Origin of the sequence: Acinetobacter halotolerans (assembly GCF_004208515.1) — a bacterium.
In the GTDB taxonomy this organism is placed as follows: Bacteria; Pseudomonadota; Gammaproteobacteria; order Pseudomonadales; family Moraxellaceae; genus Acinetobacter; species Acinetobacter halotolerans.
On sequence record NZ_SGIM01000003.1, the window covers coordinates 1 to 26,152 of the forward strand.

Annotated in this window: 25 protein-coding genes and 2 tRNA genes; 15 read left to right on the forward strand and 12 right to left on the reverse strand. The window is 37.9% G+C overall.

Features of this window, described 5'->3' with window-relative positions; translation table 11 throughout:
- The 4 genes from EXE30_RS04175 to EXE30_RS04190 form a co-directional block, all read left to right on the forward strand.
- The coding region (locus EXE30_RS04175; protein WP_130161326.1) for a DUF2345 domain-containing protein at positions 1–499 on the forward strand (499 nt) is incomplete at its 5' end.
- Entirely contained in the window at positions 499–2,049 is a 1,551-nt protein-coding gene (locus tag EXE30_RS04180; RefSeq protein ID WP_130161327.1) for a hypothetical protein, read from the forward strand. The genes EXE30_RS04175 and EXE30_RS04180, both read left to right, overlap by 1 nt.
- 17 nt (positions 2,050–2,066) lie before the next feature.
- Entirely contained in the window at positions 2,067–3,014 is a 948-nt protein-coding gene (locus EXE30_RS04185) for a hypothetical protein (RefSeq protein ID WP_130161328.1), read from the forward strand.
- An 84-nt stretch (positions 3,015–3,098) separates the two neighbouring features.
- Positions 3,099–3,695: a hypothetical protein gene (locus EXE30_RS04190; protein ID WP_130161329.1), complete on the forward strand. Its 597-nt coding sequence runs from the start codon at positions 3,099–3,101 to the stop codon at positions 3,693–3,695.
- Here the strand turns inward: EXE30_RS04190 and EXE30_RS04195 are convergent.
- Positions 3,692–4,690: a glycosyl transferase family protein gene (locus EXE30_RS04195; RefSeq protein WP_130161330.1), complete on the reverse strand. Its 999-nt coding sequence runs from the start codon at positions 4,688–4,690 to the stop codon at positions 3,692–3,694. The two genes, EXE30_RS04190 and EXE30_RS04195, sit on opposite strands and share 4 nt — an antisense overlap.
- 246 nt (positions 4,691–4,936) lie before the next feature.
- On the opposite strand from EXE30_RS04195, the gene EXE30_RS04200 reads away from it, so the two are divergent.
- Together EXE30_RS04200 and EXE30_RS04205 are read left to right on the forward strand one after the other, a co-directional pair.
- On the forward strand, positions 4,937–6,082 hold the full coding sequence (locus tag EXE30_RS04200; protein WP_130161331.1) for an acyl-CoA dehydrogenase family protein: 1,146 nt from the start codon (positions 4,937–4,939) through the stop codon (positions 6,080–6,082).
- A gap of 112 nt (positions 6,083–6,194) precedes the next feature.
- Positions 6,195–6,764 carry a GNAT family N-acetyltransferase gene (locus EXE30_RS04205; protein ID WP_228256106.1) on the forward strand — a complete coding sequence of 190 codons (570 nt, stop codon included), beginning with the start codon at positions 6,195–6,197 and terminating at the stop codon, positions 6,762–6,764.
- 3 nt (positions 6,765–6,767) lie between these two features.
- Here the strand turns inward: EXE30_RS04205 and EXE30_RS04210 are convergent, their stop codons facing one another.
- Positions 6,768–7,391, reverse strand: a complete 624-nt coding sequence (locus EXE30_RS04210) for a hypothetical protein (RefSeq protein ID WP_130161333.1) — start codon at positions 7,389–7,391, stop codon at positions 6,768–6,770.
- A gap of 248 nt (positions 7,392–7,639) precedes the next feature.
- Here EXE30_RS04210 and pheA point away from each other — a divergent pair, with 248 nt between their 5' ends.
- The 3 genes from pheA (at position 7,640) to EXE30_RS04225 (ending at position 11,888) form a co-directional block, all read left to right on the forward strand.
- A complete protein-coding gene (gene pheA / locus EXE30_RS04215; RefSeq protein WP_004670744.1) occupies positions 7,640–8,749 on the forward strand; it encodes a prephenate dehydratase in 1,110 nt (369 codons plus the stop codon).
- Positions 8,750–8,823: 74 nt separating this feature from the next.
- Positions 8,824–11,073, forward strand: coding sequence for a bifunctional prephenate dehydrogenase/3-phosphoshikimate 1-carboxyvinyltransferase (locus EXE30_RS04220; protein WP_130161334.1), 2,250 nt, complete (start codon positions 8,824–8,826; stop codon positions 11,071–11,073).
- Positions 11,074–11,417: 344 nt separating this feature from the next.
- Entirely contained in the window at positions 11,418–11,888 is a 471-nt protein-coding gene (locus EXE30_RS04225; protein ID WP_130161335.1) for an Lrp/AsnC family transcriptional regulator, read from the forward strand.
- Positions 11,889–11,929: 41 nt separating this feature from the next.
- Here the strand turns inward: EXE30_RS04225 and EXE30_RS04230 are convergent, their stop codons facing one another.
- Together EXE30_RS04230 and EXE30_RS04235 are read right to left on the reverse strand one after the other, a co-directional pair.
- Positions 11,930–12,679, reverse strand: coding sequence for a YebC/PmpR family DNA-binding transcriptional regulator (locus EXE30_RS04230; protein WP_130161336.1), 750 nt, complete (start codon positions 12,677–12,679; stop codon positions 11,930–11,932).
- A gap of 140 nt (positions 12,680–12,819) precedes the next feature.
- Positions 12,820–13,377: a 1-acyl-sn-glycerol-3-phosphate acyltransferase gene (locus tag EXE30_RS04235; protein ID WP_171457323.1), complete on the reverse strand. Its 558-nt coding sequence runs from the start codon at positions 13,375–13,377 to the stop codon at positions 12,820–12,822.
- Positions 13,378–13,642: 265 nt separating this feature from the next.
- Here EXE30_RS04235 and EXE30_RS04240 point away from each other — a divergent pair.
- A tRNA-Ile gene (locus EXE30_RS04240) sits at positions 13,643–13,719 on the forward strand.
- A gap of 283 nt (positions 13,720–14,002) precedes the next feature.
- Positions 14,003–14,323: a hypothetical protein gene (locus EXE30_RS04245; RefSeq protein WP_130161338.1), complete on the forward strand. Its 321-nt coding sequence runs from the start codon at positions 14,003–14,005 to the stop codon at positions 14,321–14,323.
- 203 nt (positions 14,324–14,526) lie between these two features.
- On the opposite strand, the gene EXE30_RS04250 is transcribed toward EXE30_RS04245, so the two are convergent.
- The 5 genes from EXE30_RS04250 to EXE30_RS04270 form a co-directional block, all read right to left on the reverse strand.
- The gene (locus EXE30_RS04250; protein WP_130161339.1) at positions 14,527–14,820 is read right to left on the reverse strand and encodes a type 1 fimbrial protein; all 294 of its coding nucleotides are present in this window, start codon (positions 14,818–14,820) and stop codon (positions 14,527–14,529) included.
- Positions 14,821–15,159: 339 nt separating this feature from the next.
- Positions 15,160–16,176, reverse strand: a complete 1,017-nt coding sequence (locus EXE30_RS04255; protein WP_130161340.1) for a fimbrial protein — start codon at positions 16,174–16,176, stop codon at positions 15,160–15,162.
- Complete coding sequence (locus tag EXE30_RS04260; protein ID WP_130161341.1) at positions 16,173–18,725, reverse strand: fimbria/pilus outer membrane usher protein; 2,553 nt, start codon at positions 18,723–18,725, stop codon at positions 16,173–16,175. Before EXE30_RS04260 ends, EXE30_RS04255 begins: the two co-directional genes overlap by 4 nt.
- 61 nt (positions 18,726–18,786) lie before the next feature.
- Entirely contained in the window at positions 18,787–19,518 is a 732-nt protein-coding gene (locus tag EXE30_RS04265; protein WP_130161342.1) for a fimbrial biogenesis chaperone, read from the reverse strand.
- 86 nt (positions 19,519–19,604) lie between these two features.
- Positions 19,605–20,138, reverse strand: a complete 534-nt coding sequence (locus EXE30_RS04270) for a fimbrial protein (protein ID WP_130161343.1) — start codon at positions 20,136–20,138, stop codon at positions 19,605–19,607.
- Positions 20,139–20,611: 473 nt separating this feature from the next.
- Between EXE30_RS04270 and EXE30_RS04275 the strand changes: the two genes are divergently transcribed.
- Together EXE30_RS04275 and EXE30_RS04280 are read left to right on the forward strand one after the other, a co-directional pair.
- Positions 20,612–20,962 carry a hypothetical protein gene (locus EXE30_RS04275; RefSeq protein ID WP_130161344.1) on the forward strand — a complete coding sequence of 117 codons (351 nt, stop codon included), beginning with the start codon at positions 20,612–20,614 and terminating at the stop codon, positions 20,960–20,962.
- 136 nt (positions 20,963–21,098) lie between these two features.
- The gene (locus EXE30_RS04280) at positions 21,099–21,311 is read left to right on the forward strand and encodes a hypothetical protein (protein WP_130161638.1); all 213 of its coding nucleotides are present in this window, start codon (positions 21,099–21,101) and stop codon (positions 21,309–21,311) included.
- A gap of 52 nt (positions 21,312–21,363) precedes the next feature.
- Here EXE30_RS04280 and bioB read toward each other — a convergent pair whose 3' ends face one another.
- Positions 21,364–22,353, reverse strand: coding sequence for a biotin synthase BioB (bioB, locus tag EXE30_RS04285; protein WP_004670766.1), 990 nt, complete (start codon positions 22,351–22,353; stop codon positions 21,364–21,366).
- Between the two features lie 79 nt (positions 22,354–22,432).
- Positions 22,433–23,557 carry a tRNA epoxyqueuosine(34) reductase QueG gene (gene queG / locus EXE30_RS04290; RefSeq protein WP_130161639.1) on the reverse strand — a complete coding sequence of 375 codons (1,125 nt, stop codon included), beginning with the start codon at positions 23,555–23,557 and terminating at the stop codon, positions 22,433–22,435.
- A gap of 23 nt (positions 23,558–23,580) precedes the next feature.
- Here queG and EXE30_RS04295 point away from each other — a divergent pair, with 23 nt between their 5' ends.
- Positions 23,581–25,068 (forward strand): NAD(P)H-hydrate dehydratase, encoded by a 1,488-nt coding sequence (locus EXE30_RS04295; protein ID WP_130161345.1) that lies wholly within the window; start codon positions 23,581–23,583, stop codon positions 25,066–25,068.
- On the opposite strand, the gene ruvC is transcribed toward EXE30_RS04295, so the two are convergent.
- On the reverse strand, positions 25,065–25,610 hold the full coding sequence (ruvC, locus tag EXE30_RS04300; RefSeq protein ID WP_121929219.1) for a crossover junction endodeoxyribonuclease RuvC: 546 nt from the start codon (positions 25,608–25,610) through the stop codon (positions 25,065–25,067). The two genes, EXE30_RS04295 and ruvC, sit on opposite strands and share 4 nt — an antisense overlap.
- Positions 25,611–25,907: 297 nt before the next feature.
- Here ruvC and EXE30_RS04305 point away from each other — a divergent pair.
- Positions 25,908–25,984: transfer RNA gene (locus EXE30_RS04305), tRNA-Met, on the forward strand.
- The last annotated feature ends 168 nt before the right edge of the window (positions 25,985–26,152 follow it).

Here is a 26,152-nt window from a genome sequence, read left to right on the forward strand (position 1 = left end):
GGATGCTGCTGACTTTATTGCACGAAAACAAATACAAATCATCTCAACGGAAGAGAAAATCGAGATAAGCAGTACCAAAGAAATTGTATTTAAAGCAGGAACATCGGAACTTAAGTTGAATGGTTCGGGGATATTTCCAACAACAGGTGGCAAGTTTGAGGTCAAGGCGGGACAGCATTTGTTTAAAGGTGGGGCAAGTGTGAGTCTGAGTGTTCCCGCATTGCCTAGATTTGAGAAAAAGAATTGGATTGCTTTGGAGCATGTAGATGCAGATCAAACGCCATTTGCTAATCTGGGTTATAAAATATTTTTTGAAAATAACCAAGTGATTGAAGGGCAATTAGATGAACAGGGCAAAGCTCACCATGAGAATGTTCCAGACAAAGCGTTAAGAGTAGAGTATGAACAGCCGCCTATAGAAGAGGATTCACCATGGGATCAGTTTGATAAGGTAATAGATGAACTTAATAAAATTGATAAAAATAAAGGAGCATTTTAATGTCAGATTTTTTACCGTCTAAGCAAGAACTGACAAATGCTCTGGCATGGTTTACAGCTCCAGTAAATGATGCAATAAAAAAAGGGAAAGAAACTGCCGCTGATATTGCAGAATGGCTTTGGGTTGTGTTGCAGGGGGATTTTGCAGAAGACCAATCTACAGCGCAAATTGTAACTGGAACAGTAATTTCCATGATTCCGTTTGTTGATCAAGTTTGCGATGTTCGTGATTTATGTGCGAACTCAATTAAGATTAAGGAAGATAGTAATAACCCTTGGGCTTGGGTAGGTTTAATTCTAACGCTAATTGGTTTATTTCCTGTATTAGGATCATTATTTAAAGGAATCTTTAAGGTTATTTTAGCACCAATTCGTCGTTTCATGCTTAAGCCTGCAACTAAAGGATTGAAATTTACGGGTGGTAATATATATAAGCTAGCAGAACCTGCGATAGAAACGGGCATTACCGAACTCAATAAATTTCTTGCACGTCCTGCTGTAAAGAATGCGATTAAAAAAGCAAAAATTACAAATATTTATAAAGCTATAGCCGAGAAAATAAGGGAAGTAAAGGCTTTAGTTTCAAAACAATCTTTACTTAAAGTATTTGATAAGTTAGTTGGTCACTTAAGAGATACTGTCAAGTTTATTGAGAAATATGCAAGTAAGGCAGTTGGGGCGAAGGCTAAACAATTGCTACAGTCGGTGATTGATGTCCGTAATTTAGCAAATCAAAAACTTGGTGAGTTTTTAAAACCTGTACAAGACTTTTTGGAAAAACTTGCTGTTCGAATCGAAAAAGAAAGTGATCAAGCTTTTAAAGCGACGACAAATGTTAGGAATGTGACTCAATTTAGAAGATTGGGTGATGGGGAAGAGTTGGATGCGATTCGTAAAAAGAAACCAGATTGGGTTCACTTAATTCCAGAAAATGGGCGATTACCTTTTCCTCAAGCGAGAAAAGACCCAAAAACAGCAGCGACACCATTACATCCTAGTTTAGGGAATGTGCAATCTGCATTGAAAAATCCGAAACTAACACATCCTTTAAAAGGAAAATTTGATACCTTTGCTCAAGGCCCAAATGGAGAGAAATTAATTAAAGCACAAACATTTAATGAAGGTGATGTTTTAGTTCGTGTATTAGCACCAGGTAGTTATGACAATAGTATTTGCTGGATGCGTAAGTCTGAGTTTGAAAAGCTAAAGAGTCGTGAAGATTGGCGTGATAAATTTGCAGTTTGGGCAAGCTGGAATGCTAATGGTGAATATCTTGAATATACAGTTCCTAAGGGCAAAAAGTTATATGCTTGGGAAGGTCCTGCTGCCTCACAAGTGCTTGATGAGTTTTATTTAAAAGGCGGAGGTGTTCAGATTGTACTAGATCCCAATGATTTGGTTACTTCAGGATTAAGCAAGCGTAAATTGACAGGTTGGGGTTATGGCACCGACACTGACATTGGCGATTTTACAATGGTGGGCGTTCCAACTTTGCAAACTAAAATGGGTGATTATAGTTTGGCTGCCAAGCCAGAGCATAAACCGAGATAAACAAGATAGAGAAAGTCATGAATTACGAAGTAAATCCTAAGGCTGCATATTTGTTAGAACAATTTAGCTCGTTAGCATTTTTTGAAACTATGCGAGATAACTACCGTCTTTTTTTAGATAGTTTAGAAGAACTATTTGAAATCTATATGCATAATTTACCCTATAATTTACGAAGTTTACCTTATTCTGAGCAAGCAGATATTCAATGGGGGGGGGCTGTTTTGCCCAATATAAGAAATACCATGGATCGTATAGATTCTGCATACGCAAAAATAAAATCAGGCGATTTTACTTATTTACGTTGTACTGGAGAAATACGCTCTAATGATAAAGGTTTGAGTGAGTTTTCTCCGCATTGGATGGATAATTTACCTACGGCTAAGGTAAACCAATGTTGGGATCATTATTCAGTTGCAAAAAGCTATGCTTCAATTATCTCAAATACTTATCCAACTTATTGGAATGTGGATGAACTTGTTATTGATTATCCTGAAGATGATATATTTCATGAAATAAATTTAGTTTTACCGGATTCTTATCCAGTTTATAGGGTAAATCCTGAAATAATAGTTAAATCTAATGAGAAAGTTGAAAAAACAGGCATCTATATTTGTGAACAAGACAGGAAAAGAGTTGAGTTTATGGCAGCAAGTGAGGAAGAGGGCAGAGGAGTAGGAAGTGTTGTAGCTACTGGAATGGATCCTGATACATTTGAAACCTTTTATGGTGATTGTGCTTGGATATTAGTTGAGCGCATCGCAGACGAAGGTGGTTCATCTGAGACAATTCAAGCTGAAAATTTAAAAGGTTTTGCAGGCCAGATTTGTCAACGGTCAGGTAACTGGTGGAGTCCAGCAAATCAATTGCAATCCCGTTATTTTGAACAGGGAGAAGTGTTTCCTGAGATTGAGAATAATAGTTGGGGAGAAACGATTTGGTATCTGGAAGTGACGAATAAAAAATAATACGTCAATCTAAAATCTGCCTTCAAAAAATCTATTTACTGGAATGTTGCCACCTTTTCAAGGTGATGTGATGGAGGTTAAGTCATGCCTATAATTCATTTTATGTGTTTCTTATTAGGTGTACTCTGTTTCTCTCATTTTAACTCATTCATATTGTTAGTTTTTAGTGTCATTACACTCAGTTTATATTGGTTTTGTTATTATTTAAAATTGAGAAAAATTCAGATTTGCTTGTCTTATATTTATGGAGGCCTAGTAATAGGGTTGCTTTTAAGGTTAACTATCTATTTCTGGCTAAGTAAAAATTATCATTTGTTTGTACTGCTGCCAATTATTGCAGTTATTCTAATTATTATTTATGAAGAGTTATTTAAAAAGAATTATTCGCTGAATCCCAGTTTTTTTTCTGAGGGTGAAAATTTTGAAAAAGTCAAAAATAAACAACAGATTGAAGAGTTTTTTAGTAATCCAGAGCGGCTTATTGGTACCTCTATAAACGAAATAGAAAAACCCCATAATGCAGGACTTTGCAATCAGTTTGGGAGTTATGACTTTGGCATAGCTTATCATGAGTGGTATACAGAGAAGCATAAGATAGAAGTGATAACCAAAAATGAGATCTGTATTGAAATTTCAGTGATTGAAGGCGATTTCACTGAGAAATCGCTTCACTCATTCTAATTTAAACGACTATCCCAAAGAACTCTAGCCTTAACCATGGCTTCATCGTAGTTATTGACAGCGCCAATTGTATAAAGTGCGATTCCCATAGTCTCTATAATTGCCATTTCACCATATTCATGTGTTTGCTCACCGAGCCAAACAGCTTTAAATACTGCAAGATCAAGTTCCTCTTCGATTGGGCTACGATCAGGCGTCAGCTTTGGTAATTCATGCTCATATAACTCCCCATTTTTTATTCCACAAATAAGTGTCTTGGCATCAGGATTACGTTCAAACTCACCACCTTCACCCTTAATCACTGCACTATTTTGATAACCTAAACGAAAAGCGGTTTGCTGGTGTGAAGTGCGATAAGCAGGGTGGAAAATAGCTTGTAAAGTTGCCTTAGCATTGAATGGATTAATTAAACGTGCAAGCGTATGAATTGGAGAGCGCAAACCCATCACATTTCTCAGTGAAATCAGTTCGCTTAAAATAGGTGAAATTGTTTCAAGGGGGAGGTAAGCAAAATTATGTGTTTCTAATTGTTCTTTAACATTTTGTTCATTTTGGCAAATAGAAAAGCCTAAATATTGTAAAACTTGTTCTGTATATACACGGTTAATTGTATGACCTGATGCACCATGCATCACGATTTTGTAACCATGATGGGCCAGAGTTAGTGCTGCTAATAAAAACCAAGGATAATGTTTACGTTTACCTGCATAGGATGACCAATCTAAATCGACTTCAAGTGGGGCAAAGTCCAATTGATCACGGGTCGCTTGAACAAAACCAGCAAGCTCATCGACAGATTCTTCTTTGACGCGTAATAGCATTAAAAATGCACCAAGCTGAACATCAAGGACTTCGCCTTTTAAGATCATACTAAAAGCTTGATAGGCTTCATCGTAGCTGAGTGAGCGAGAACCTGTTTTTCCTTTGCCTAAAATACGAACATACTGAGCAAATGGGTGTTCTGAAGTTTTATAAATATTTCGTTTGGTATTCATGGTCATATCGAATTTATCGCGAATATCGTCAATATGACATAAAACGTTCTCAATAAGCGTAAAAAATAAGTAAAAATGTCTATTCCTTAGACATTTGTTGGTCGTGCTTATTTGGGGTGAGACTAATGATATTGACCATAAAAATCTCACGTTTTGATGTAAAAGGAACATGACAGTAGGCTTAAAAATCATTAGCATGGCTGCGACGTAAATTTTTAAGAAAAATGAAAGCGAAAGGAAATAGCAATGTTAGCTTACGATGCAGATTTAGAACTTTTCCGTGACAATTTTAAACGTTTTATGAGTGAACATATTGCGCCTCATTATGAGCAATGGGAACGTGAAGGCCTTATGCCACGCTCTGTTTGGACATTATTAGGTGAAAATGGTTTCTTGTGTGTAGACGTGCCAGAAGAATATGGGGGATATGGTGTTCCAACACATTATTCGCTTATGTTGGTTGAAGAGTCTGCTCGTGCGGGATATTGTGCATTATCGACAGGCATTTCATGTCATTCTGAGATCGCAGCACCTTATATTCAACATATTGGTTCTGAAGAACAGAAACAGTATTGGCTACCAAAAATGGTATCTGGAGAAGTTGTTGGGGCGATTGGTATGACTGAACCAGGTGCTGGCTCAGACTTACAAGCAATGCGTACCAGCGCGATTTTACAAGATGATCATTATCTATTAAATGGTTCTAAAACCTTTATTTCCAATGGTCAGCATGCAGATGTTGTGGTACTTGCAGTAAAAACTGATCCTCAAGCACGTGCCAAAGGTGTCTCTTTAATGTTGGTTGATACACATTTGGAGGGTTTTAAGAAAGGTACGAACCTAGACAAAATTGGTCTGCACTCTCAAGATACTTCAGAGTTATTCTTTGACAATGTCAAAGTACCTAAAGATCAATTATTGGGTAATGCAGGTTCAGGTTTCGCATACTTGATGCAGGAATTACCACGTGAGCGCACAGCGATTGCTTCTACGGCATTGGGGGCGATTCGTGGTGCAATTGATTTGGCGACTGCTTATGTAAAAGAACGTCAAGCGTTCGGTCAGGCCATTGCTCAGTTCCAAAACACCCGTTTTGTGTTGGCTCAAGCAAAAATTGATGAGTTAGCGACAGCAGCATTCTACAATCAGAATGTGGCTTTATATAACGAAGGTAAGTTGGATGTGGAAACTGCAGCTGCACTGAAGAGTTTTAGTACAGACATGCAAATGAAAGTTGCTGATAACTTACTTCAACTCTTCGGTGGTTATGGCTATATGAGTGAATATCCAATTTCACGCTTCTTTACAGATGCGCGGATCCAGCGGATTTACGGTGGTACCAACGAGATCATGAAAGAAATCGTAGCGCGTGGGTTGATTGGTAAAGCTTAAATTAAGAATAGATTGACTTTTAAAGCGCGATTTAAACGTGTAAATTGAGTTGAATCAGTTAATCTGATTCAACTTTTTTTATATTTAAAAATATCATTTTATGGGGACAAACTTGTTTCAAAACCAGAAGTTTATTTCAGCACTCGCTAATGAAGAGTTTTATTTACATGTATTGCGTGAAGAAGATGCTAACGATGTATATGAGGCGATCATAGATTCTTTAGCTCATTTGCAGAAGTATCCCGCAACAATTCCTTGGGTCTTAAATAAACAAAGTTTAGAAAACACGAGATTATATTGTCAGAACGTGCAAGATAATCTATCAAAAAATAAGGATGTCGTGTTTGTTATTCGACATAAGAAAACAGGACGGCTAATTGGTCTGGTTGGGTTGCATAACATCTGCTGGGAAATACTCAGACTAGAAATTGGTTTTTGGGGAAACATCGCATTTAATAAACAAGGTTTGATGAAGCAGGCGATACAACGCTTACTTGAGGTTTTACAGGTGCATTATAATTTTAAACGTATAGAGGCTCTTGTTGATGATGAAAATCAAGATGCGAGAAAGCTATGTGAAAAACTTAGCTTTCAATTGGAAAGCATAATGCGTAACGCGCTTAGGAACCCAATTGATAGATCTCTTCGCCATTTATGTGTCTATACGATTATAAGTGGGTAATTCTTATTTTTCTTGTATATAAATCACAGGGTATTCTTGTTGTTTTGGTAATTTTTGCAGTGCGTTGTTGATCTTTTCTAGGAATTTATCTGCTTTGTCTTGGTTTGGCCAGTGAGTATTATATTGACTTCTTTTTTGAATATTTACACCGCAACCTCGTATTTCCATATTGCTGGGATCAAAGGTCCAGTTATTGGAATCTTTTAGCGTAATACTCAAATCACTATCACAACTTTGCCATAATTTTATAAATTCACTTGATGAATTTTGACTAAAACCTTGTGCCCGATACACAGTGAATCCTTTCATTTCAGAATTTAAAAATTGTATAAACTTTGAGGATGGCATGCCACCCCAAACGATTGCTGTATTGGTTGGCAACTCAATGTTGGTTAAATCTCTTTCCTTCAATGGCTTTTTTTGTTGATCTTTCTGACTAAAATTTAGTGATTTATATTTTAATTTTGTTTGCGGAGGAACGGTGATCCCTCGAATGTGAGTGGTAGTTTTGGTGATGTAGTAGGGTGAAGTGTCGGTAGTACAGCCCGTTGGATTATAGCATCCAATACATGCTGTTAAATGAATACTACTTAGGCTGAGCGTTGTCATTAAAAATAATTTATTCATCTATTGTTACTGTTGTTATTGGATTTAAATCGATTATAGCTAATGCAATGAAAGAAAAATATTTAGATTTGAGAAATGATGAACGATAGGCTCAAATCAATAACTAAGTTTCTTAAAAGTTCGACAGCAAAAAGAGTTAAAACTCAGCATGTTTAATGTATGAAAGTCTTGTTATACTAGCTCAATTGAACAATTCATTGATGAATTGTAATCCATTCTTATAGATGATTTTGCTGAGGCTGCATTCAATGGTAAACGATGGACAAAACACATCGACTTCACTTAATTTAGAACAAATTCGTAACGATATTGATAGTGTTGATCAACAAATCCAAGAGTTACTCAATCGTCGTGCTACGCTGGCAGAAACTGTCGCTAAAGCGAAGTTTGCAGCCGAAGATAATCCTTTGTTTTATCGTCCAGAACGTGAAGCTCAAGTCTTACGTAAAGTGATGGAACGCAATCAAGGCCCTTTATCTGATGCAACCATGGCACGGTTGTTTCGTGAAATCATGTCTGCTTGCTTAGCGCTCGAAGCTCCACAAAGTATTGCATTCTTAGGGCCTGAAGGTACATTCACACAGTCAGCTGTACTTAAACACTTTGGCCAAGATGCGATTGTGCGTCCATTACCAACAATTGATGAAGTGTTTCGTGAAGTTGAAGCGGGAAGCGCACATTATGGTGTGGTACCTGTCGAAAACTCATCTGAAGGGATTGTGAATCACACGCTTGACTGTTTTAAAGCATCGACCCTAAATGTGATTGGTGAAGTTGAATTACGTATTCATCATCAATTTCTTGTTTCTGAAAATACTCGAAAAGACAGTATTAAACAGATTTATGCACATCAACAAACCTTAGCGCAATGCCGTAAATGGTTAGATGCACATTATCCAGGTGTTGAACGTGTTGCCCTAAATTCCAATGCAGAAGCTGCGCGTCGTATCCGTAATGAATGGCACTCGGCTGCCATTGCGTCTGATATCGCAGCAAGCATGTACAATCTTGAGATTTTGCACAGCAATATTGAAGATAATCCGGAAAATACAACGCGTTTCCTAGTGATCGGTCGTGAGAAAATTCCTCAAAGTGGCAATGATAAGACCTCGTTGTTAATTTCAGCACATGACCGTGCAGGTGCTTTATTGGAAATTCTTGCACCTTTTGCAAAACATCAGATTAGCTTAACCAGCATTGAAACGCGACCAGCGTTACCTGAAAAATGGGCATACGTATTCTTTATCGATTTAGAAGGGCACATCGATCAGGAAAATGTCGCTGCTGCACTTGATGAAATTCGTCCGATGGTGAAAGAGTTGCGTGTTCTTGGTTCTTATCCAATCGCAGTTTTATAATCTGTTTTTTCGTATGGGTAGGTGAATGAGACATCTATCCATATCCAAGTCGTCTCATTGGGCAAACATCTTTTATGTCTCAACCATTATTTAAAAAAGTCGCTTTTATTGGGCTTGGGCTGATCGGATCTAGTCTTGCACGTGTGATTGTGGTAGAACAACTTGCAGCTCAAATTGTGGCTTCAACACGTTCAAAAAAAACATTAGCAGACGCGCAAGCATTAGGTTTAATTCAACACGGTTATGCAAATCCTGAGGAAGCGGTACAGGGGGCAGATTTAATCGTTTTAGCACTCCCTGTGCGGGCAACACAGAAAGTCCTTGAGCAGATCAAGCCTTTTCTTGCGGATAATGTCATTATTACGGATGTCGGCAGTACCAAAGGCAATGTTGTAGATGCCGCTAAAGCTGTCTTTGGTGAAAATCTACCAGCTGGATTTGTACCAGGGCATCCGATTGCAGGCGCGGAACATACAGGTGTACATGCGGGTAAAGTTGATTTATTTGCAAATCACAAAGTGATTTTGACGCCTCTTCCTAGTAGTGCGGATTGGGCAGTTGAGAAGTTGATTCAGCTTTGGTCAGCGGCGAAAGCAGAAGTGATCTGCATGGATGTGACCAAGCATGATGAAGTGTTGGCTCATACCAGTCATTTACCACATTTGATGGCATTCAATTTAGTGGAACAACTGGCGAATCGTGAAGATAATTTAGATATTTTCCGTTATGCTGCGGGTGGTTTTAGAGACTTTTCACGTATCGCGGCCAGTGATCCGCAGATGTGGCATGACATTTTCTTTGCCAATAAAACTGCAATTTTGAAAGCTGTTGATGGTTTCGAACAGCAATTGTCAGTTTTAAAAAAATTAATTGAACAGGAAGATTCCCAAGCGTTGATGGGTTTACTTGGTCATGCCCAAGCTGCTCGTCAACACTTCAACCATATGTTAGCCAACAAACCTTTGATGGAGAAAAATAAGGTGACACAGCAATTTAGCATTTTACCGGGAAAGAAAACATTCTCAGGTAAATTCACTGTACCGGGTGACAAATCTGTGTCACATCGCTCTATTATGTTTGGCGCTATTGCCGAAGGTACAACGCACGTTACTGGTTTCTTGGAAGGTGAGGATGCATTAGCAACCCTACAAGCATTCCGTGATATGGGGGTAAGCATTGAAGGTCCAAAGAATGGTGAAGTCACCATTCATGGGGTCGGAATGCACGGTCTAAAAGCACCTGCAAGCGCATTATATATGGGTAATTCAGGTACCAGTATGCGTTTATTGTCAGGTATGCTTTCAGCGCAAAAATTTGATTCGGTTATGACGGGCGATGCATCGTTATCTAAACGTCCGATGGAACGTATTGCCAAGCCTCTTCGTGAAATGGGTGCGCAAATCCAAACCACAGGTGAGAAAGGTACACCGCCAGTCAGTATTACGGGCAGCCAAGCATTAAAAGGGATTCAATACGACTTACCAATGGCTTCTGCTCAAGTGAAATCTGGCATTTTATTGGCTGGCTTATGGGCAGAAGGTGAAACTTCTGTGACTGAACCTGAACCTACACGTGATCATACCGAGCGTATGCTACGGGCTTTTGGCTATGATGTGAAAACTGAGGGCAATAAAATTTCCCTTGTTGGTGGCGGTAAATTAGTGGGTACGGATATTCAAGTACCTTCAGATATTTCCTCGGCTGCATTCTTTATGGTCGGCGCTGCAATTACTGAAAATGCAGATGTTGTCCTAGAAGCCGTGGGGATCAATCCAACACGTACGGGTGTAATTGAAATCCTTAAGCAAATGGGTGCAGATATCAGTGTTGAAAATGAACGTATCGCTGGTGGTGAGCCGATTGCTGATATTCATATCAAAGGGTCGAGAACATTAAAAGGTATTCACATGCCTGAAGATCAAGTGCCTTTAGCAATTGATGAATTCCCCGCATTATTTATTGCCGCTGCTTGTGCAGAAGGTCAAACAGTCTTGACGGGGGCTGCTGAGTTACGTGTGAAAGAGTCCGACCGTATCCAAGTGATGGCAGATGGTTTGAAAATCATGGGAATTGATTGCACACCAACTGAAGATGGCATCATTATCGAAGGTAAAGGTAAGTCAGGTGATTGGTCAGCAATCTTCGCTGGTGGTGAGATTGAATCACATCATGACCATCGTATCGCCATGAGCTTTAGTATTGCTGGTTTACGTACTTCAGGCGAGATCACCATTCTGGGTACAGAAACGGTTGCAACAAGTTTCCCTACATTTACTGAACTAGCAAATACAGCAGGCTTAGATTTACAAGTTGTGAATCCATAATACATTTTGCTTAACGCAAACAGTGATCACATTTGAACTAAAACCGAGTTAAGTTATTAGCTCGGTTTTTCTTTTTTATCGTTTAATTTGTACACCACACTGCATAAAACTCTGCTTGAATATAAGTATTTAACGACAAGATATTAATTGGAAAAATATCGATAAAAATAACCAAAAAGTGAGAAATTATAGGTCAATATGAAAATTTTATAATAAGAAACAATAGTAAATCTAGAAATGGCTAGAAAATTTTACCAAATGTTCTTTGCAAAAAATAAAAAGACAGGAATAATGACGGAAGGGCTGTATTTTCTTATGTTTCGAGATATAAAAAGGATCGTGAAATGGAACTAGATCGTTTTGACAAACAAATTCTTGAAGTTTTGACACATGAAGATGTAAATCTGAATGAATTGTCAGAACGTATTAATCTGTCGGTAAGTTCTGTCCATCGACGTATAAAAAACTTAATTGAATCACAAGTGATGGGTCAACTTAAACGAGAGATTAACTTTAATAAACTAGGTTTTAGCTTGCATATTCTTTTGCAGGTCTCATTGAGTAAACATGACAGCGAAACTTTCGATAAGTTCTTAGCCGAAATTGAAGACATCCCAGAAGTGACGAATGCTTTTTTGGTCACAGGGCAAAGTGCAGATTTTATCTTAGAGCTTGTTGCACGTAACATGGATGACTACAGCGAAATCTTGTTACGTCGTATCGGTAAGATTGATAGCGTTGTTGCCTTACATTCTAGTTTTGTGATCAAAGAATACAATGTATTTAACTGTTATAAACTTTTAAATAAACTATAAAAAATGCATCTATAAAGATGCATTTTCTGACTTTCTAATGATTAGGCATCTAGCTGCTCTAAGACTTCTTCAGAGAATTCAACGTTGGTATAAACGTTTTGAACATCATCTAAATCTTCAAACATATCAATCATTTTCATGATGAGCTTAGCTTGATCGATATCTGTGATTTCTGCTTTGGTTGATGGACTCATCACAACTTCTGCATTATCTGACTTTAAGCCAGCAGCACTTAACGCATCTTGCACGTTACCGAAACTTTCTGGTGTTGTGATCACTAAGATCTCATTTTCTGAAACCTCAATATCTTCAGCACCTGCTTCTAATGCGACATCCATAATTTGATCTTCTAAAGATATATCTTCAAAAGTAATTTCACCGCGTTTGGTAAACATATAAGCAACCGAACCAGAAGTTCCTAAGTTACCGTTTGTTTTAGAGAAGCAATGACGAACATCTGGCACTGTACGGTTTAAGTTATCTGTCATCGTCTCAACGATCACTGCAACACCACCAACACCATAGCCTTCGTAGGTGACTTCTTTTAAATTATCATTATCATCGCCACCAGCACCGCGTTGAATTGCTCGGTTGATGGTATCGCGTGTCATATTGACTGAAAGTGCTTTCTCGACTACAGCACGCAGACGGGGGTTGCTTGCCGCATCTGGACCGCCTAATCTGGCAGCAGTTACGATTTCACGGATATATTTAGTAAAAACCTTGCCGCGACTTGCATCTTGTTTGGCTTTACGATGCTTAATATTGGCCCATTTTGAATGACCCGCCATGGAAGTAACTCCAAAAAATTTAAACTCAAAAAGTGACTGAATATTAGCATAGCGATGGTTTCGTTGAAAACTATCGGGCCCTATATTCAAATCTAAATTCTTGTTCAACCCTCAAAGATTGATCAAATAAGGGCGATTACTTAGCTAATTTTTACATCTATTCCATATTCAGCATAAAGTGCTTTAATCTTTTCTAAATCTTGTTGTAGATCGTCTGGATAAATTTTACCTAAAATGCCACCTTGCTTTGTTCGAGGGTTGGCGTACATCAAGATGATTGGAACATTCGCTGCTTTTGCGATATGCCAAAAGCCTGTGCGAATGGGTTTGCGTTCCTCGGTGCTTTTTGCACGTGTTGCTTCTGGTGCGATCACAAGGTTAAAGCTATCGTTCTGGTTAAAAAGCTCAACCATTTGCGTCACGATATCTTTACTTGCTTTACGATCTACGGCAATACCACCGAGACGTTTCAAAACAGGTTTTAAAGGACCTTTGAATAGTTCTTTTTTGATTAAGGTGTGGATTTTCAGTTCTAAAATTTCAAATAAAGCCAGAGATAGGATAGTGTCTAGATTGGACGAGTGTTCAAACCCAATGATAACTTGCTTCTTCTCTAAAATTGTTGGATCAACGTTGTATGCCCAACCTGTCGCTTTAAAGATGGATTTTCCTAAAATTTTTCTCATGGTTATCATCATTACAGTTTCGTGTCAGCAGTGTAATATGAGTTTCCAAGAAAATATATATCCTAAAATTCTAGATAAACAAAATTGGATGTCTTTTTAATGATCAAAACCTCACATATTTTCTTTACTCAATACCTAAAGATCAGATAGAATCATCGCAGTTTATGATTTTGCAGACTTTTTTAGTGGTTTGATAAAATCATCTGCTTGTAATTTAAGTTAAATTTGACTAAGATCAAGCAACATTTAATCATATAAAAATATGATTCAAGTTCTAGGGCCTATAGCTCAGTTGGTTAGAGCAGCGGACTCATAATCCGTTGGTCCCGTGTTCGAGTCACGGTGGGCCCACCATATAAAACAACCACTTAGGTGTACTAATCCTAAGTGGTTTTTTAATGTCCAAATCCCTGTAATCAATATTTAAGAAATTTTCTATAATTAATAATTCTCCGTCTCCTCGAAACATTACACTTTTTAAAAAGAATGCTTAAAAATCTCTAAAGATCAGATTCTTATCTGCAAAAGATATTGAATGCGCGCATTGTTTTCTGTAACGCATATCCAACTTTGATTTGCGGTTGAATGGTTTTATGATTTAATAAATGTATGAACAACAAAACAAAAAGAGAAAAATATGAAAATAGCATATCTAGGTGGGTTTAAAGATGGTGAGGTTCTTGTACTGCCAGCCGAGTTAAATGATCCTGTGCAGTTAAATTGGGTGATTCAGCATGATGATGTCAGAAAGGCAGAGCAGGACTTGGTTGACCACTCAAACAGGGATTTCACTTTGACCATGAAGAAGAGCCTGATCAATTACAATTTAATGCTGTTAAAGAAAGATAAAGAGACTCGTTTGTTTTATGTAGAAGAGGGCTTATCAAAAGTTAAAATTTTAGAGCGGCTGAATGAACATTGGAAAAAATCTCAATTGGTCGGTTTCGATTTTGATTGATCAAATTTTTATTTTTAAACAAAATTTTGAATTTGAACATCTGACTTATAGTATTCATATAAGCTCTTTATTAAATTTGAGCCTTTTAAGATGATATGAATAACAGAAAATATTTATGATTTGATTAATGTGCTATTAAATCAAGCTAAGATGTTATTTTTAATAGCACATGTCAATTTTAAATAATGATTTAAACCTCTGCTTTAGTAATAACTTGCGATAATCACTGCACTCCTTTCATCGGGTAGAGGCTCTACTTTGATTTCAGTTATACTGTTTTTCTGTGATTGATTATTTAAATCTTCTAAAGATGTTGATTGGTTATTTATTTTCTTAAATAAATCGTTAATTCTCTCACAATCGGGGTTGTGGTGACGTGTTGTACATGTATCTTCAACAATATTGCCGTTAAAGTGAATGGTTCCCGTCGCAAAGCTGATTGTCGAAATTGAGATTAATGAAAATACAAATAATAGTTTATATGATTTTTTATACATGATTATTTCCTTTTATCTATGTATATATTATTAATTAACATGGAAATTCTTATGAAGGCAATATCGAAATAATATATTGATTAAATTAATTTTTTAAATGTGATGTGGTTTTGGTTTTATTTTTTTATTGATAATTTTGTCTATTTTTAGTTGTGATAACTGCATCACTAATTGTATTTTTATTGTGAGTTTTGGGATTTATAAGGGATTCTTATTAAGAGTAACAAGCATGATAATACTGAATAATGATATAAAAAAACCCAATCTATTGATTGGGTTGGAAAATCTGTTTTTTATTATCAGTGTTTGATCCAAGTGCTTTTAACACACGTATGATTGCTAATCGTATTCAATAGTCACTGTTGCCATCGCACGAACTGTACCTGCACTTACATTATTTGCAGTTTGATAATATTGTGCTGTCAGAGGAACATTGTATTGTACGCTCTCATTAGAGTTTACAGTGCCGATTTCTAGCTTATCACCTTTTTTTATCACTTGATTCTTGCTGTCATAATTCCAAAGCAGTTGTACACCTACACCATTCGCTTTGGTTGCAGCAGGGGCAGTATTTGAGAGCACCTGATTATTTGTTCCATCTTGTGTGTAATCAAAACTTAGACTAATTAGATTCTTTTCTTCATAACCAGTTGGGTTTTGACCACCATTACAGAGAATATTTAAGTCAAAAGTTTGAGGCCCTTGAGTTGACCCTACACCTGTAAATCCTGATTTTGTTACTGTTGGCAGGGTGACGACTTTATTGATATTTCCTTGAAGCTCACAAGAGGAAGAAGCAATCGTGATCGCATTAGCAAGAACAGTGCTTGTCAGGAACGGGCGAGCTGCATAACCTTGAACATAATAGCTACTATATTGCCCAGGAACTAAGGCTCCAGAACCAGTTTGCACCGCTGTTTTGACAATTTCTACAACAAAGTAGCCAGGCGCTAAGTTATATACTGTATTCGGTCTAAGTCCTCCACGAACATATGGATAATAACCAGAGAAATTGGTAGCATTTTCTGCCTCACGATAAAGTCGAATACCAATACCTGGAATATTAGTTGAATAAATACTATTACCGAGTGGACTGAGAGGATAGGCTTGATTTAGTTCAGCAATTAAACGGTCGGTTGAATCACAACGATCAACTCGAGTGCCTTTGTCTTCGATTGGAAAAGTCGCTCTTCGTAAGATTTTCCCTACCTCATCACTTGGACGAACGACAACTCGACCTACTGACATTTTAACATCGTTAGCAGTGTAGCTCGTCATACGACAAGCTGCATTTGCCTCTCCATACAAACCAAGACCTGCGGTAAGCAAAACACTGTTTAAGAGTAATTTTTTCATTTACAAACCGCCTCAGTCATTATTAAACTTTGTTGATCCTGCGCAAGTTGTGCTGTTACGTCATAGGTAATTTCACATTGCTCAGCGCTATCTTCACCCCATTTTACATAGAGGTGATCTTGTGCTTTAGGTGTGCGCAAATAAACCATACTGCCTTGAGCAACGATACCAACTGCTTCATTGTTTTGATCAAACACTTGTGCTGCAAATGGAAGACTTTCACCTGTTGCTGTTTTTGCTGCGATATATATGGCATAACCTGTTTTGGTAGAAAAATCGACTTTTGTGATTGCACCTGCAAACGGAGCAATACGCTGACTAGTTTCTTCTAACTCAACATGAGTCGACATTTCTTGCGGATCTAAAGTGATATCATTTAAACGATATGGAGTAACGTAAGGAATAACAGCATAGCCATCCTTATTTACTGTTAAACCAGTTGTATTATTCACTTTTGCACCAGCAGCATCAGGCGCATAAACAAGTACCATGGTTTGACCTTGTTCAGGGCCAAATAAAACACCATCACGATGTGCAACAATATTACCTGTGAGGCTAACCATTGCTTGCTGATACGCGTCAGCAATACTGTATGAACCACCAACAGTTGTATAATTGGTACGGTATCGTGCATTCACGTTTAGAGTAGGGCTGTTATAGTCTTGGTGGGACATAGATGAACCATAACTAAAACGATCTCCTACTGTGCCACTGACACCAACAGTACGGTTGTTTTGTGATGCGTTTGCATTGACATTCATTGAATGCTTTTTAAAGCTCAATGGGAATGAAAGTGTCATCAAATATTCGGTATCGCGTGTTTGATTATTTGAACCATAATCAATTTGACGATTGGTTGCAGATAAACCATATGTTAAGCCTTGGTAATTATTGCTATAACCAATTTGATATTGCTCGCCACTTTCCTTGCGATTCCAATAATCCACCCATGAACCGACCATGTAGAAGTTACCCCAACCATCAGGTAGCCCCTGATTCAAGGTAATTTGGAATTCACTACGTTGTTTACCAACAGCGAAGCTATTCATACCTTTTTGTTCTAAATCGCGAATTAATAGTGCATCACGTAATTTATAATAATTTTCGGTCGAATATCGATAGGCTGCTAAGGTTAGGTTAGTGCTTGTTGGTGCAATTAACTTACTATAACTTAGGCGGAAACTTTGACCTGATTGTGATTCTTTTTTTTCAAAATCAGCTTCAGAGTGCGTCACATCAAGTGAAATCGCACCAATCGGTGTGGCAAAGGCTGTACCAACTAATGCTGAAGCGTATTTTTCAGTTGCTTGAAAACCAGTATAGCCCGTCAGGTAGTTGTTGATACCGCGTTGATATTTACCTTGTACAACCCAAGGGTCTAAATCAATATCACGATCACGGAATTCACCAGCAGTAACAGAATATCTACTCATACCTGGACGTAACATTTGAACGACCGAAGCATAAGGAATTGCAAATCTTTGTATTTCACCGCTAGATTCGATGACTGAAACTTCGAGTTCACCACCAAAGCCTGTTGGATAAAGATCATTAATTTCAAAACTTCCTGGTGATACAGTGGTTTGATAGATTAATTGACCTTGTTGACGAACCTCTACCTTAGCATTGGTTTTAGCATTACCACGAATACGTGGTGCATAGCCCAACATACTATTTGGTAACATACGGTCATCACTAGAAAAATCGACACCACGATACCCAAATGAATCAAAAATTTCACCATTGGTAAAACTATCGCCCAGTGTTAAAACGCTGCGATATTGTGGGAAAGCTCGCTGTAAATAGGTACTTGTGGTTTGATAATTTGATTTCTTTTCATCTTCATTTGGTCGGTCTTTCCATTGCCATTGACCATTATGGCGTAATTGCCAACCTGCTATATTCGCTCCAGCAGTCAAGGCCATGAATGCATTGGTTGTTTCTTTATTGTCATTGCTACGATTGAATGTCTTATAAGCAGTACCGCTATAAGATAAGAAACCGGCATTGATACCACGATCCCAAATACTTGGATCGACATATCCTTGCGCATTTTTTTGTAATGCAACTTGGGGAATAGAAATATCTACACGTAATTTTGAAGTATCAAAATCATAATAGGCATCCTCAATCCATTCATCTATTTTTAAACAACTATTTTGTGATAAAGCGGATTGTTGTCGAGCAAGAATATCTTGTTTTACACCGTATTCGAGTAGGGCACCTGAGTTAAAGCATGTGATCGCATTTTGTTTTGGATCAACTGCTTTAAACACCATTCGGCGTTTTCCGAACCATTGGCCATTGATATATACATCGACGTTATATTCACCAGCTAAAACGGGGTTACCATATTTAAAACGCGAAATATCAATCTTTTGCGCATCACCGATTAAAAAAGAAGAGTTAAACTCAGCTTCCATCGCATTTTTGTGTGCGGGTTCATCTGCATAGACCATAACAGGAACAGTCATGCTGACCATGCCAGATGCAAGGTAAAAACAAATATGACGCTTTAATAATCTATGTGGTGCGTGCTGTTTAGACATGATAAAAATCGCCTATATGGTATAGGTACTTAAAATTATTGGTTATTTAAGTGAAGAATGATTATTGGAACTTGATTGGTCTTTCGACACGTCCGCCATAATCATTTACATTGATAAAACTCATCTTCTCAGTATTCGTGTTTTTTAGTTGAACACGATCTTCGGAAAAAGGCTTTAGCATGAGACCTTGAGGTAATAAATCGACTTTTTTATCACCATTGGCTTGGAAAATTGAAGTCATGGTAATGTGGAAAGGGGTCGGATTTTTAATGACAAGGCTTTGACCAGATTTTTGCCATTGCAGTTTATCAGCCGCTAAGTTGGCATCTGCTTTTATAGTTGCTGGACGATAAAAAAACTTAATTCTTGAACGAATCGCAAGTTGCAAGAAATTATCTGGGATAGCTTCATTCCCTTTACCTGTTGGACTAGGTGGGATATCTAGCACATTTAACCAAAGTACAGTTTCTTGTTGTTGATTTAATTGTGAAGCACTAGGCAACGCTGTGATACGAAGCGTTTGGCTTTTTGCAGCTTCCACACGCGAAATCGGAGGCGTGATCATGAAAGGTACTTTTGATTGGTCAGGGGTACTTTTTGGATCACCTTCATCAATCCAAGCTTGGACAAGTGCAGGTTTTGAGCCATTATTGCTAAGTTGTAAGGTCACTTCACGTGCATCGGAAGGGTAAATAACCCGTGTACCGTGAATGATCATTTCTGCATGTGTGACAGTTGCCATCACTGAACAAAGTGCTATACCAGACAAAAATTTACAACCGCTAAATGACATGTGCAACATTCTCAAAAAAGACAGATGATTTTAAAAGTGAAAAGAGTTTCTACGCTCTAAAACATAGAAACTCTGTTATCAATAAATTATTGATAAATAATTGTGTATTGAACTGAAGTTGTTACTTCACCAGCAGTAGATGCGCCAGTAGCATAGTATTCAGCATAGTAGTTCAAATCAGCGCTACCGCCTTCAACAACATCAACCCACTGAGAGTTAGTTTGAGCACCAGTTGCGCCAGCAGCGAGTACTGGAATTACTTGGTTGTTGTTACCTAATAATTGAACATCAACGTTTTGTGCACCAGCAGCAGCTTGGTTGATTAAACGACCAGTATTGAAATCAACAGTCGCGCCTGGTTCGAAGTAAGTTGCAACTTTACCTTCTGAACAATCTTCTAAGTTGATTTGGAAAGGAGTACGACCTGCAACATCGCCAGCATTAGCTAAAGTCTGTCTAGAAACTGTTGGAAGAGTAACGATAAAATCTTTACCCGCTGGAGTAACAATGTTACAAGTTTTGTCAGTTACTAAACCATTGATTGTAATAGTACCATCAGCAGCTTGAGCATTTGCAATACCTACAACTGAAAGTGCAGCGATCAAAGCAAGTTTTTTCATAATAATATCTCGAATACATCAGCTAAAAAATTGAATTAGATTACTTTTTCAGGTTATTTTTGCGCCGAACAAGTAATGTGCGAAATATACCAGTTATTAAAAAAAATGCAAACTACGTCACATAAAATTAATTTATTAATCATATATTATGAAAACTGTAAGTAAGTGGCTGTTTAGTTTTATTTTTTTTTGTTGGAAAAATAATTTTATTTATAGAAATTGTGAAAAATCACGCATAAATCCATTAATTTTTTAAGTAAATATTGAGTAACTGTTTAATTTTTGTTCAAAATTAAGGTTTTTTTATATGAATTTTTTATGACAGTCCGTGTTTGATGAAACATTTTTTTGAATTTCTAGTCAAAAAGTATGGCATTAACAAAAATGCATAATTGGTTTTAAGAATTTCTTAAGATTGGGAGCTTAGTTTTTAATCATGGTCTGATGGTAAAAACACCAATAAGGAGATTTCAATGAACATGCTTTATACCCATAAACCAAACTACTATTTCTTTGCTCATAAATTCGTCTTGTTCTTAGAGGATTATTTAAAAAGTCACTCTACAGAACAACAGCGTACCAGTTTTAATTTACAAACGATTTATGATTTGTTTGGTCATGATCGAGCTTCAAGTACAACAAATCTAGAAGGCATTTTAAATATTGCAGATGAATATGTATTGGACACTGATGAAGGGCAGCAAGCATTGATTCGTGCGTACCACGTGCATTTAGATAATCATGTACTGACTTTGGAGTTTAATCCAAAAGCTGTTGCATGCTTAAAAGGCGGTCAAACGATCGTAAGCCCGCAAGCGGCTTAAGCTGGGCATAGAAGACTAATTCCTCGTTGATACACTTAGTTATAGATCCTTTAGCTAAGTGTTTTTTTATCAAGCTGATTTTAAGACATGTATTGGTTATGATGTTTATATCGAATCAAGTAATCAGAATAATGTTATGGATAAGGATTTTAACTCAGAAACTTATACTGTAGATGAAAGTATTAGCGATACTATTTTGTGGTTGATGCATCATCAAGAGATCTTTGATTCATTTCATTTTGATGTGCATACGCAAGAGTTGTCTGTGACACATGCAGCAGGTGTGGATATCATCCGAGTTGGCATGTTTTTGAATGCCAAATACGGCATATTGGTTACATCAATTTAAAACTAGTGATTTATTTAGAAAAAAGCCTTGTCGACTGACAAGGCTTTTGAATTTATGCGCTCATGGCATCTACTGTGAGTTCAGCAATACTTGGTTTCGGTTTTTCAGCAGTGAGACCGAGTTTAGCAAACAAGAGTTGGTCTTTACCTTCACCTGCATTTGGTGTGGTTAAAAGCTTTTCACCAGAGAATAACGAATTAGCCCCAGCCATAAATGCTAGTGCTTGATCAGAATCACTTAAAGACTCACGGCCAGCGGATAAACGAATATAACTATGCGGCATGATGATACGTGCAACAGCGATCGTGCGTATCCATTCAGTTACTTCAAGTTTTTCAACATCAGCAAGTGGTGTACCTTCGATTGGCACAAGCATGTTAATCGGCACGGATTCAGGATGAACAGGCATAGTCGCAAGTTCATGCAATAAACCAATACGATCATTACGGCTTTCGCCTAAGCCCACAATACCACCGCTACATACTTTCATACCTGCCTGACGCACATGATCAAGGGTATCCAGACGATCATCAAAGGTACGGGTACTAATAATATGTGAATAATATTCGCGAGATGTATCTAGGTTATGGTTGTAATAATCTAAACCAGCATCTTTTAGGCGTTCTGCTTGAGATTGATTGAGCATTCCTAAGGTCATACACGTTTCTAAACCAAGTGCTTTCACTTCACGTACCATTTCCAGTACATACGGCATATCACGTTCATGCGGATTACGCCAAGCTGCACCCATACAGAAGCGAGAAGAACCCGATTCTTTTGCTGATAGTGCTTCGCGAATAACTTTATCGACCGCGATACGTTTTTCAGCTTCCAATTTAGAATCATAACGAGCTGATTGTGAGCAATACTTACAGTCTTCTGGGCATTTGCCTGTTTTAATAGAAAGAAGCGTACTTACCTGAATCGTATTGGCTTGGAAATGTTGACGATGAACGCCTTGCGCTTCAAATACTAAGTCTAAAAACGGTTGATCATATAGGGCTTGGATTTCATCACGAGTCCAGTCATTACGTACAGTCATTGTTATATCCATGATGATAGATTACGTTTGTTGAGATTAATCATACAGAAATCATGCCAAAGCCAAAGGGCAAAAAACATCATTTTTCTATTTGATGCACAATTGCTTGGCGCGATTGTTGTTGAATTGCCCAATCAATATGTACATTTACAATCTCATCGTGCCATATTTTTGCTTCTTGCAATTTGGCTACGATTTCAGCTGAGTATGGCGCATTTCCTAAACCGATTGCAATATTACGCTTAAAGGATTGGTAGCCCGTACGACGGATTGGACTGCCTTCGGTATTGGCTAAAAATGTTGCTTCATCCCATTGCCATATTTCGAGCAGACTAATGTCGTCTAAACTATGTCTTGGATCGAAGTCAGGGATAGATGCTGTTTGAGCAAAACCATTCCAAGGGCAAATAAGCTGACAGTCATCACAGCCAAAAATACGATTGCCAATACCTTGGCGTAGGTCTTCGGGGATAATACCTTTATATTCAATGGTCAAATACGCGATACATTTTCTAGCATCCAGCATATAAGGCTCAACAATTGCTTGGGTTGGGCAGATGTCAATACATGCAGTACATGAGCCACAATGTGCTGTTGCAGGTTCATCAAAGGGCAATTCTAAAGAGGTAAAGAGTTCGCCTAAGACAAAAAAAGAACCTGATTTTTTGTGGATTAATAATGTATGTTTTCCAGTCCACCCCATGCCGGCACTCTCAGCTAAAGACTTTTCAAAAATGGGGGCTGAGTCAGCGAAAGGACGTGATTCAAAATCTCCCACTTTTTCTTTAATGCGAGTGGCTAAGGTTTTAAGTCGTCCTCGCATGACCTTATGATAATCACGTCCACGAGCATAACGCGCAATAATGGCTGAATTTGGTTCAAATGGTACATAACGAGACTTGGGTGATGCCACAAGATAGTTCATTCGCACACAGATAATGCTTTTTGTGCCCGGTACGAGTAAGGTTGGATTAGCACGTTTTTCTAAATTTTCTTCTAGATAATGCATGTCAGCATGATAGCCACGTTTTAAATATTCTTTGAAACGTGGCATTTGATCTTGAGCATCTGGTTTGGCAATGACACAATCAGAAAAGCCTAAGTCTAAAGCCTGTGCTTTTATCCATGCTTTAAGTTCTTGAGGATCAAACTGTTGTAGCTCAATTTTTTGAGACAGTTTTTGAGACGATGCGGTGGAAGCCATAAACCAATAATAGGGGAATAAACATGCAACGCCCAGTTTACCATAGCCAAAGTATTCAAGCATGGGAGCGACGTTGGTTTGCTCAGCAAAATTCTTCACTTGGTCTTATGCAACAAGCTGCTTGGGCAATTACACAGCAACTTCATAATCAATTTCTAAAAAAAAATATCCACAAGGTTGCGATCTGGTGTGGTCAAGGCAACAACGCGGGTGATGGTTTTTATATCGCTGCATTTTTAAAACAAGCGGGTTTTGAGGTAACGGTATTTGCCACTGAGTTAGGTCACTCTGCTGATCTAAAGCAAGCTTATATATATGCGCAATCTCAACAGGTGGAAATTGAAACCATTGATTACTTATTAGCTGAACAAAACGTTCATTCAAATTTACCAGTCTTTGATTGTCATATAGATGCTTTATTTGGCATTGGCCTAAACCGAGCACTAGATCTAAGGTGGCAAAATATTATTCAACTGTTTAATGCACAAACAGGCTTGAAAATTTCAATTGATATTCCAAGCGGACTACATGCCAATACTGGACAGGCGTTTCCGTGTGCTATTCAAGCTGACCAGACTTTTACGATTCTCGGTTATAAAGCTGGACTGTTCACAGGTCAAGGCAAGGAATTTGTAGGGAAGCTTCATTTAGTCAGCCTAATTCCAACCGACGAAGAATTAAAGCCAGTGGCTTATTTATCACCAGAAAAAATTACTTTACCTAAACGCAAAGCATTCGGTCATAAAGGTAGTTATGGGCATGTCTTGGTAGTGGGAGGGCATGCAGATATGGGTGGAGCGGTCATCATGTCTGCTGAAGCTGCTTTTTATGCAGGTGCAGGAAAAGTCAGTGTGGTGTGCCATGCCAAACATCATCAATCGATCTTATCGCGTTCACCGAATATTATGGTTCAAGATATCAATACTTTAAATCAAAATGATATTCAACAATTATGTCATCACGTGGATGCCGTCTGTTTTGGTATGGGGTTGGGACGAGATGATTGGGCTGAAAATATCTATAAACAATGGTTAGATTCACTCAATCAAAATACGCAATTAGAAGTTGTGCTTGACGCAGATGGACTTTGGTTTTTAGCCAAGCATCCACAACAGTTAAATGAGCATATCTTTGCAACTCCGCATTCAGGCGAAGCGGCGACATTATTGGGCTGTACAGCCGCTGAAATTGAACAAGATCGAATCGCAGCCATTCATCAATTACAACAAAAATATGCAGGACAATGGGTGTTGAAAGGCGCAGGTAGCTTGATTTTAGAAGATGATCTATTTATCTGTACCCAAGGTAATGCAGGCATGGGCACCGGAGGGATGGGTGATGTCTTGGCAGGGATGATTGCCAGTTTAAAAGCACAATTTCATCAGCATGTTAAGTTGCATGAAATCGTTAGCTTACATGCACAAGCAGGTGATCTTTTAGCTGAAAGCGGTATCCGTGGTTTACAAGCACATGAAATGGGAAAAATGATTTATAAAGTTGTGAATGATTAACGACGTCTACTACTTGAACGACTTCGTCCACGTGCCATACCACCTAAAGCATTCAGCACTGCCAGTTTAGTCATACTTCCTGAGGCATGTGCATGACAAATCGCAGCAGCAAGTGCATCAGCTGCGTCAGATTGAGGCTGAATGCTTAAATTAAGTAGGCGCATCACCATCATTTGCACTTGCTCTTTTTCCGCAGCCCCATAGCCGACAACCGATTGCTTAATTTGGCGTGCAGTATATTCGGCAACTTGTAAATCTAAATTGACCAATGCTGCAATCGCTGCGCCACGTGCTTGACCAAGCTTTAAAGCTGAATCAGGGTTTTGTGCCATAAATACTTGTTCTACAGCAGCTTCTGTCGGTCCATGAAATTTAACAATACGCTCTACACCTGCAAAAATACGTTTTAAACGCTCAGGCATTTCCTGTGTTTCAGTACGAATGGTTCCCGCATCGACAAAACGTAATTTGTTACCATCTTTTTCGATAATTCCGTAACCTGTTAAACGAGAACCAGGATCAATACCAATAATGAGTGACATGAAGCACTATAAAACAATAGAAGATGATTGATATTGTTACATAATGCGCTTTTAGCTGCATGATAATTTTGTAGTATTTTGAATTATAAGAATATAGTTTTTTTATTGCACAATACGTATGAATTTCTATTCAAAACTCTATTTTTCTATCTACTCGCTATTATCCCATTGAGATGATTAAAATTAAGTTTTATCTCGTATTTGTATTAAATATGAACGTTAATTTAAAAATTAAGTGATTTTTATAAATAAAGTTTGCATTGTCAGGTGTAGGGGCGTATAAAGCTAATTCGCTGATGCGGGGTGGAGCAGTCTGGTAGCTCGTCGGGCTCATAACCCGAAGGTCGTTGGTTCAAATCCGACCCCCGCTTCCAAATTAATATTGCTCTGTGATGTATTAAAAGTTGTTGTTTATTATTGATTAAGCAGTAGCTGAGTTAGCTTAAATAACCTTAAATAAAGCTAAAAATTATTAAATTCTAGTTATGTAGCCTTTTCCCTCATCTAGCATTGTAGTAAATTAGATCGATCACTTGAGCTCA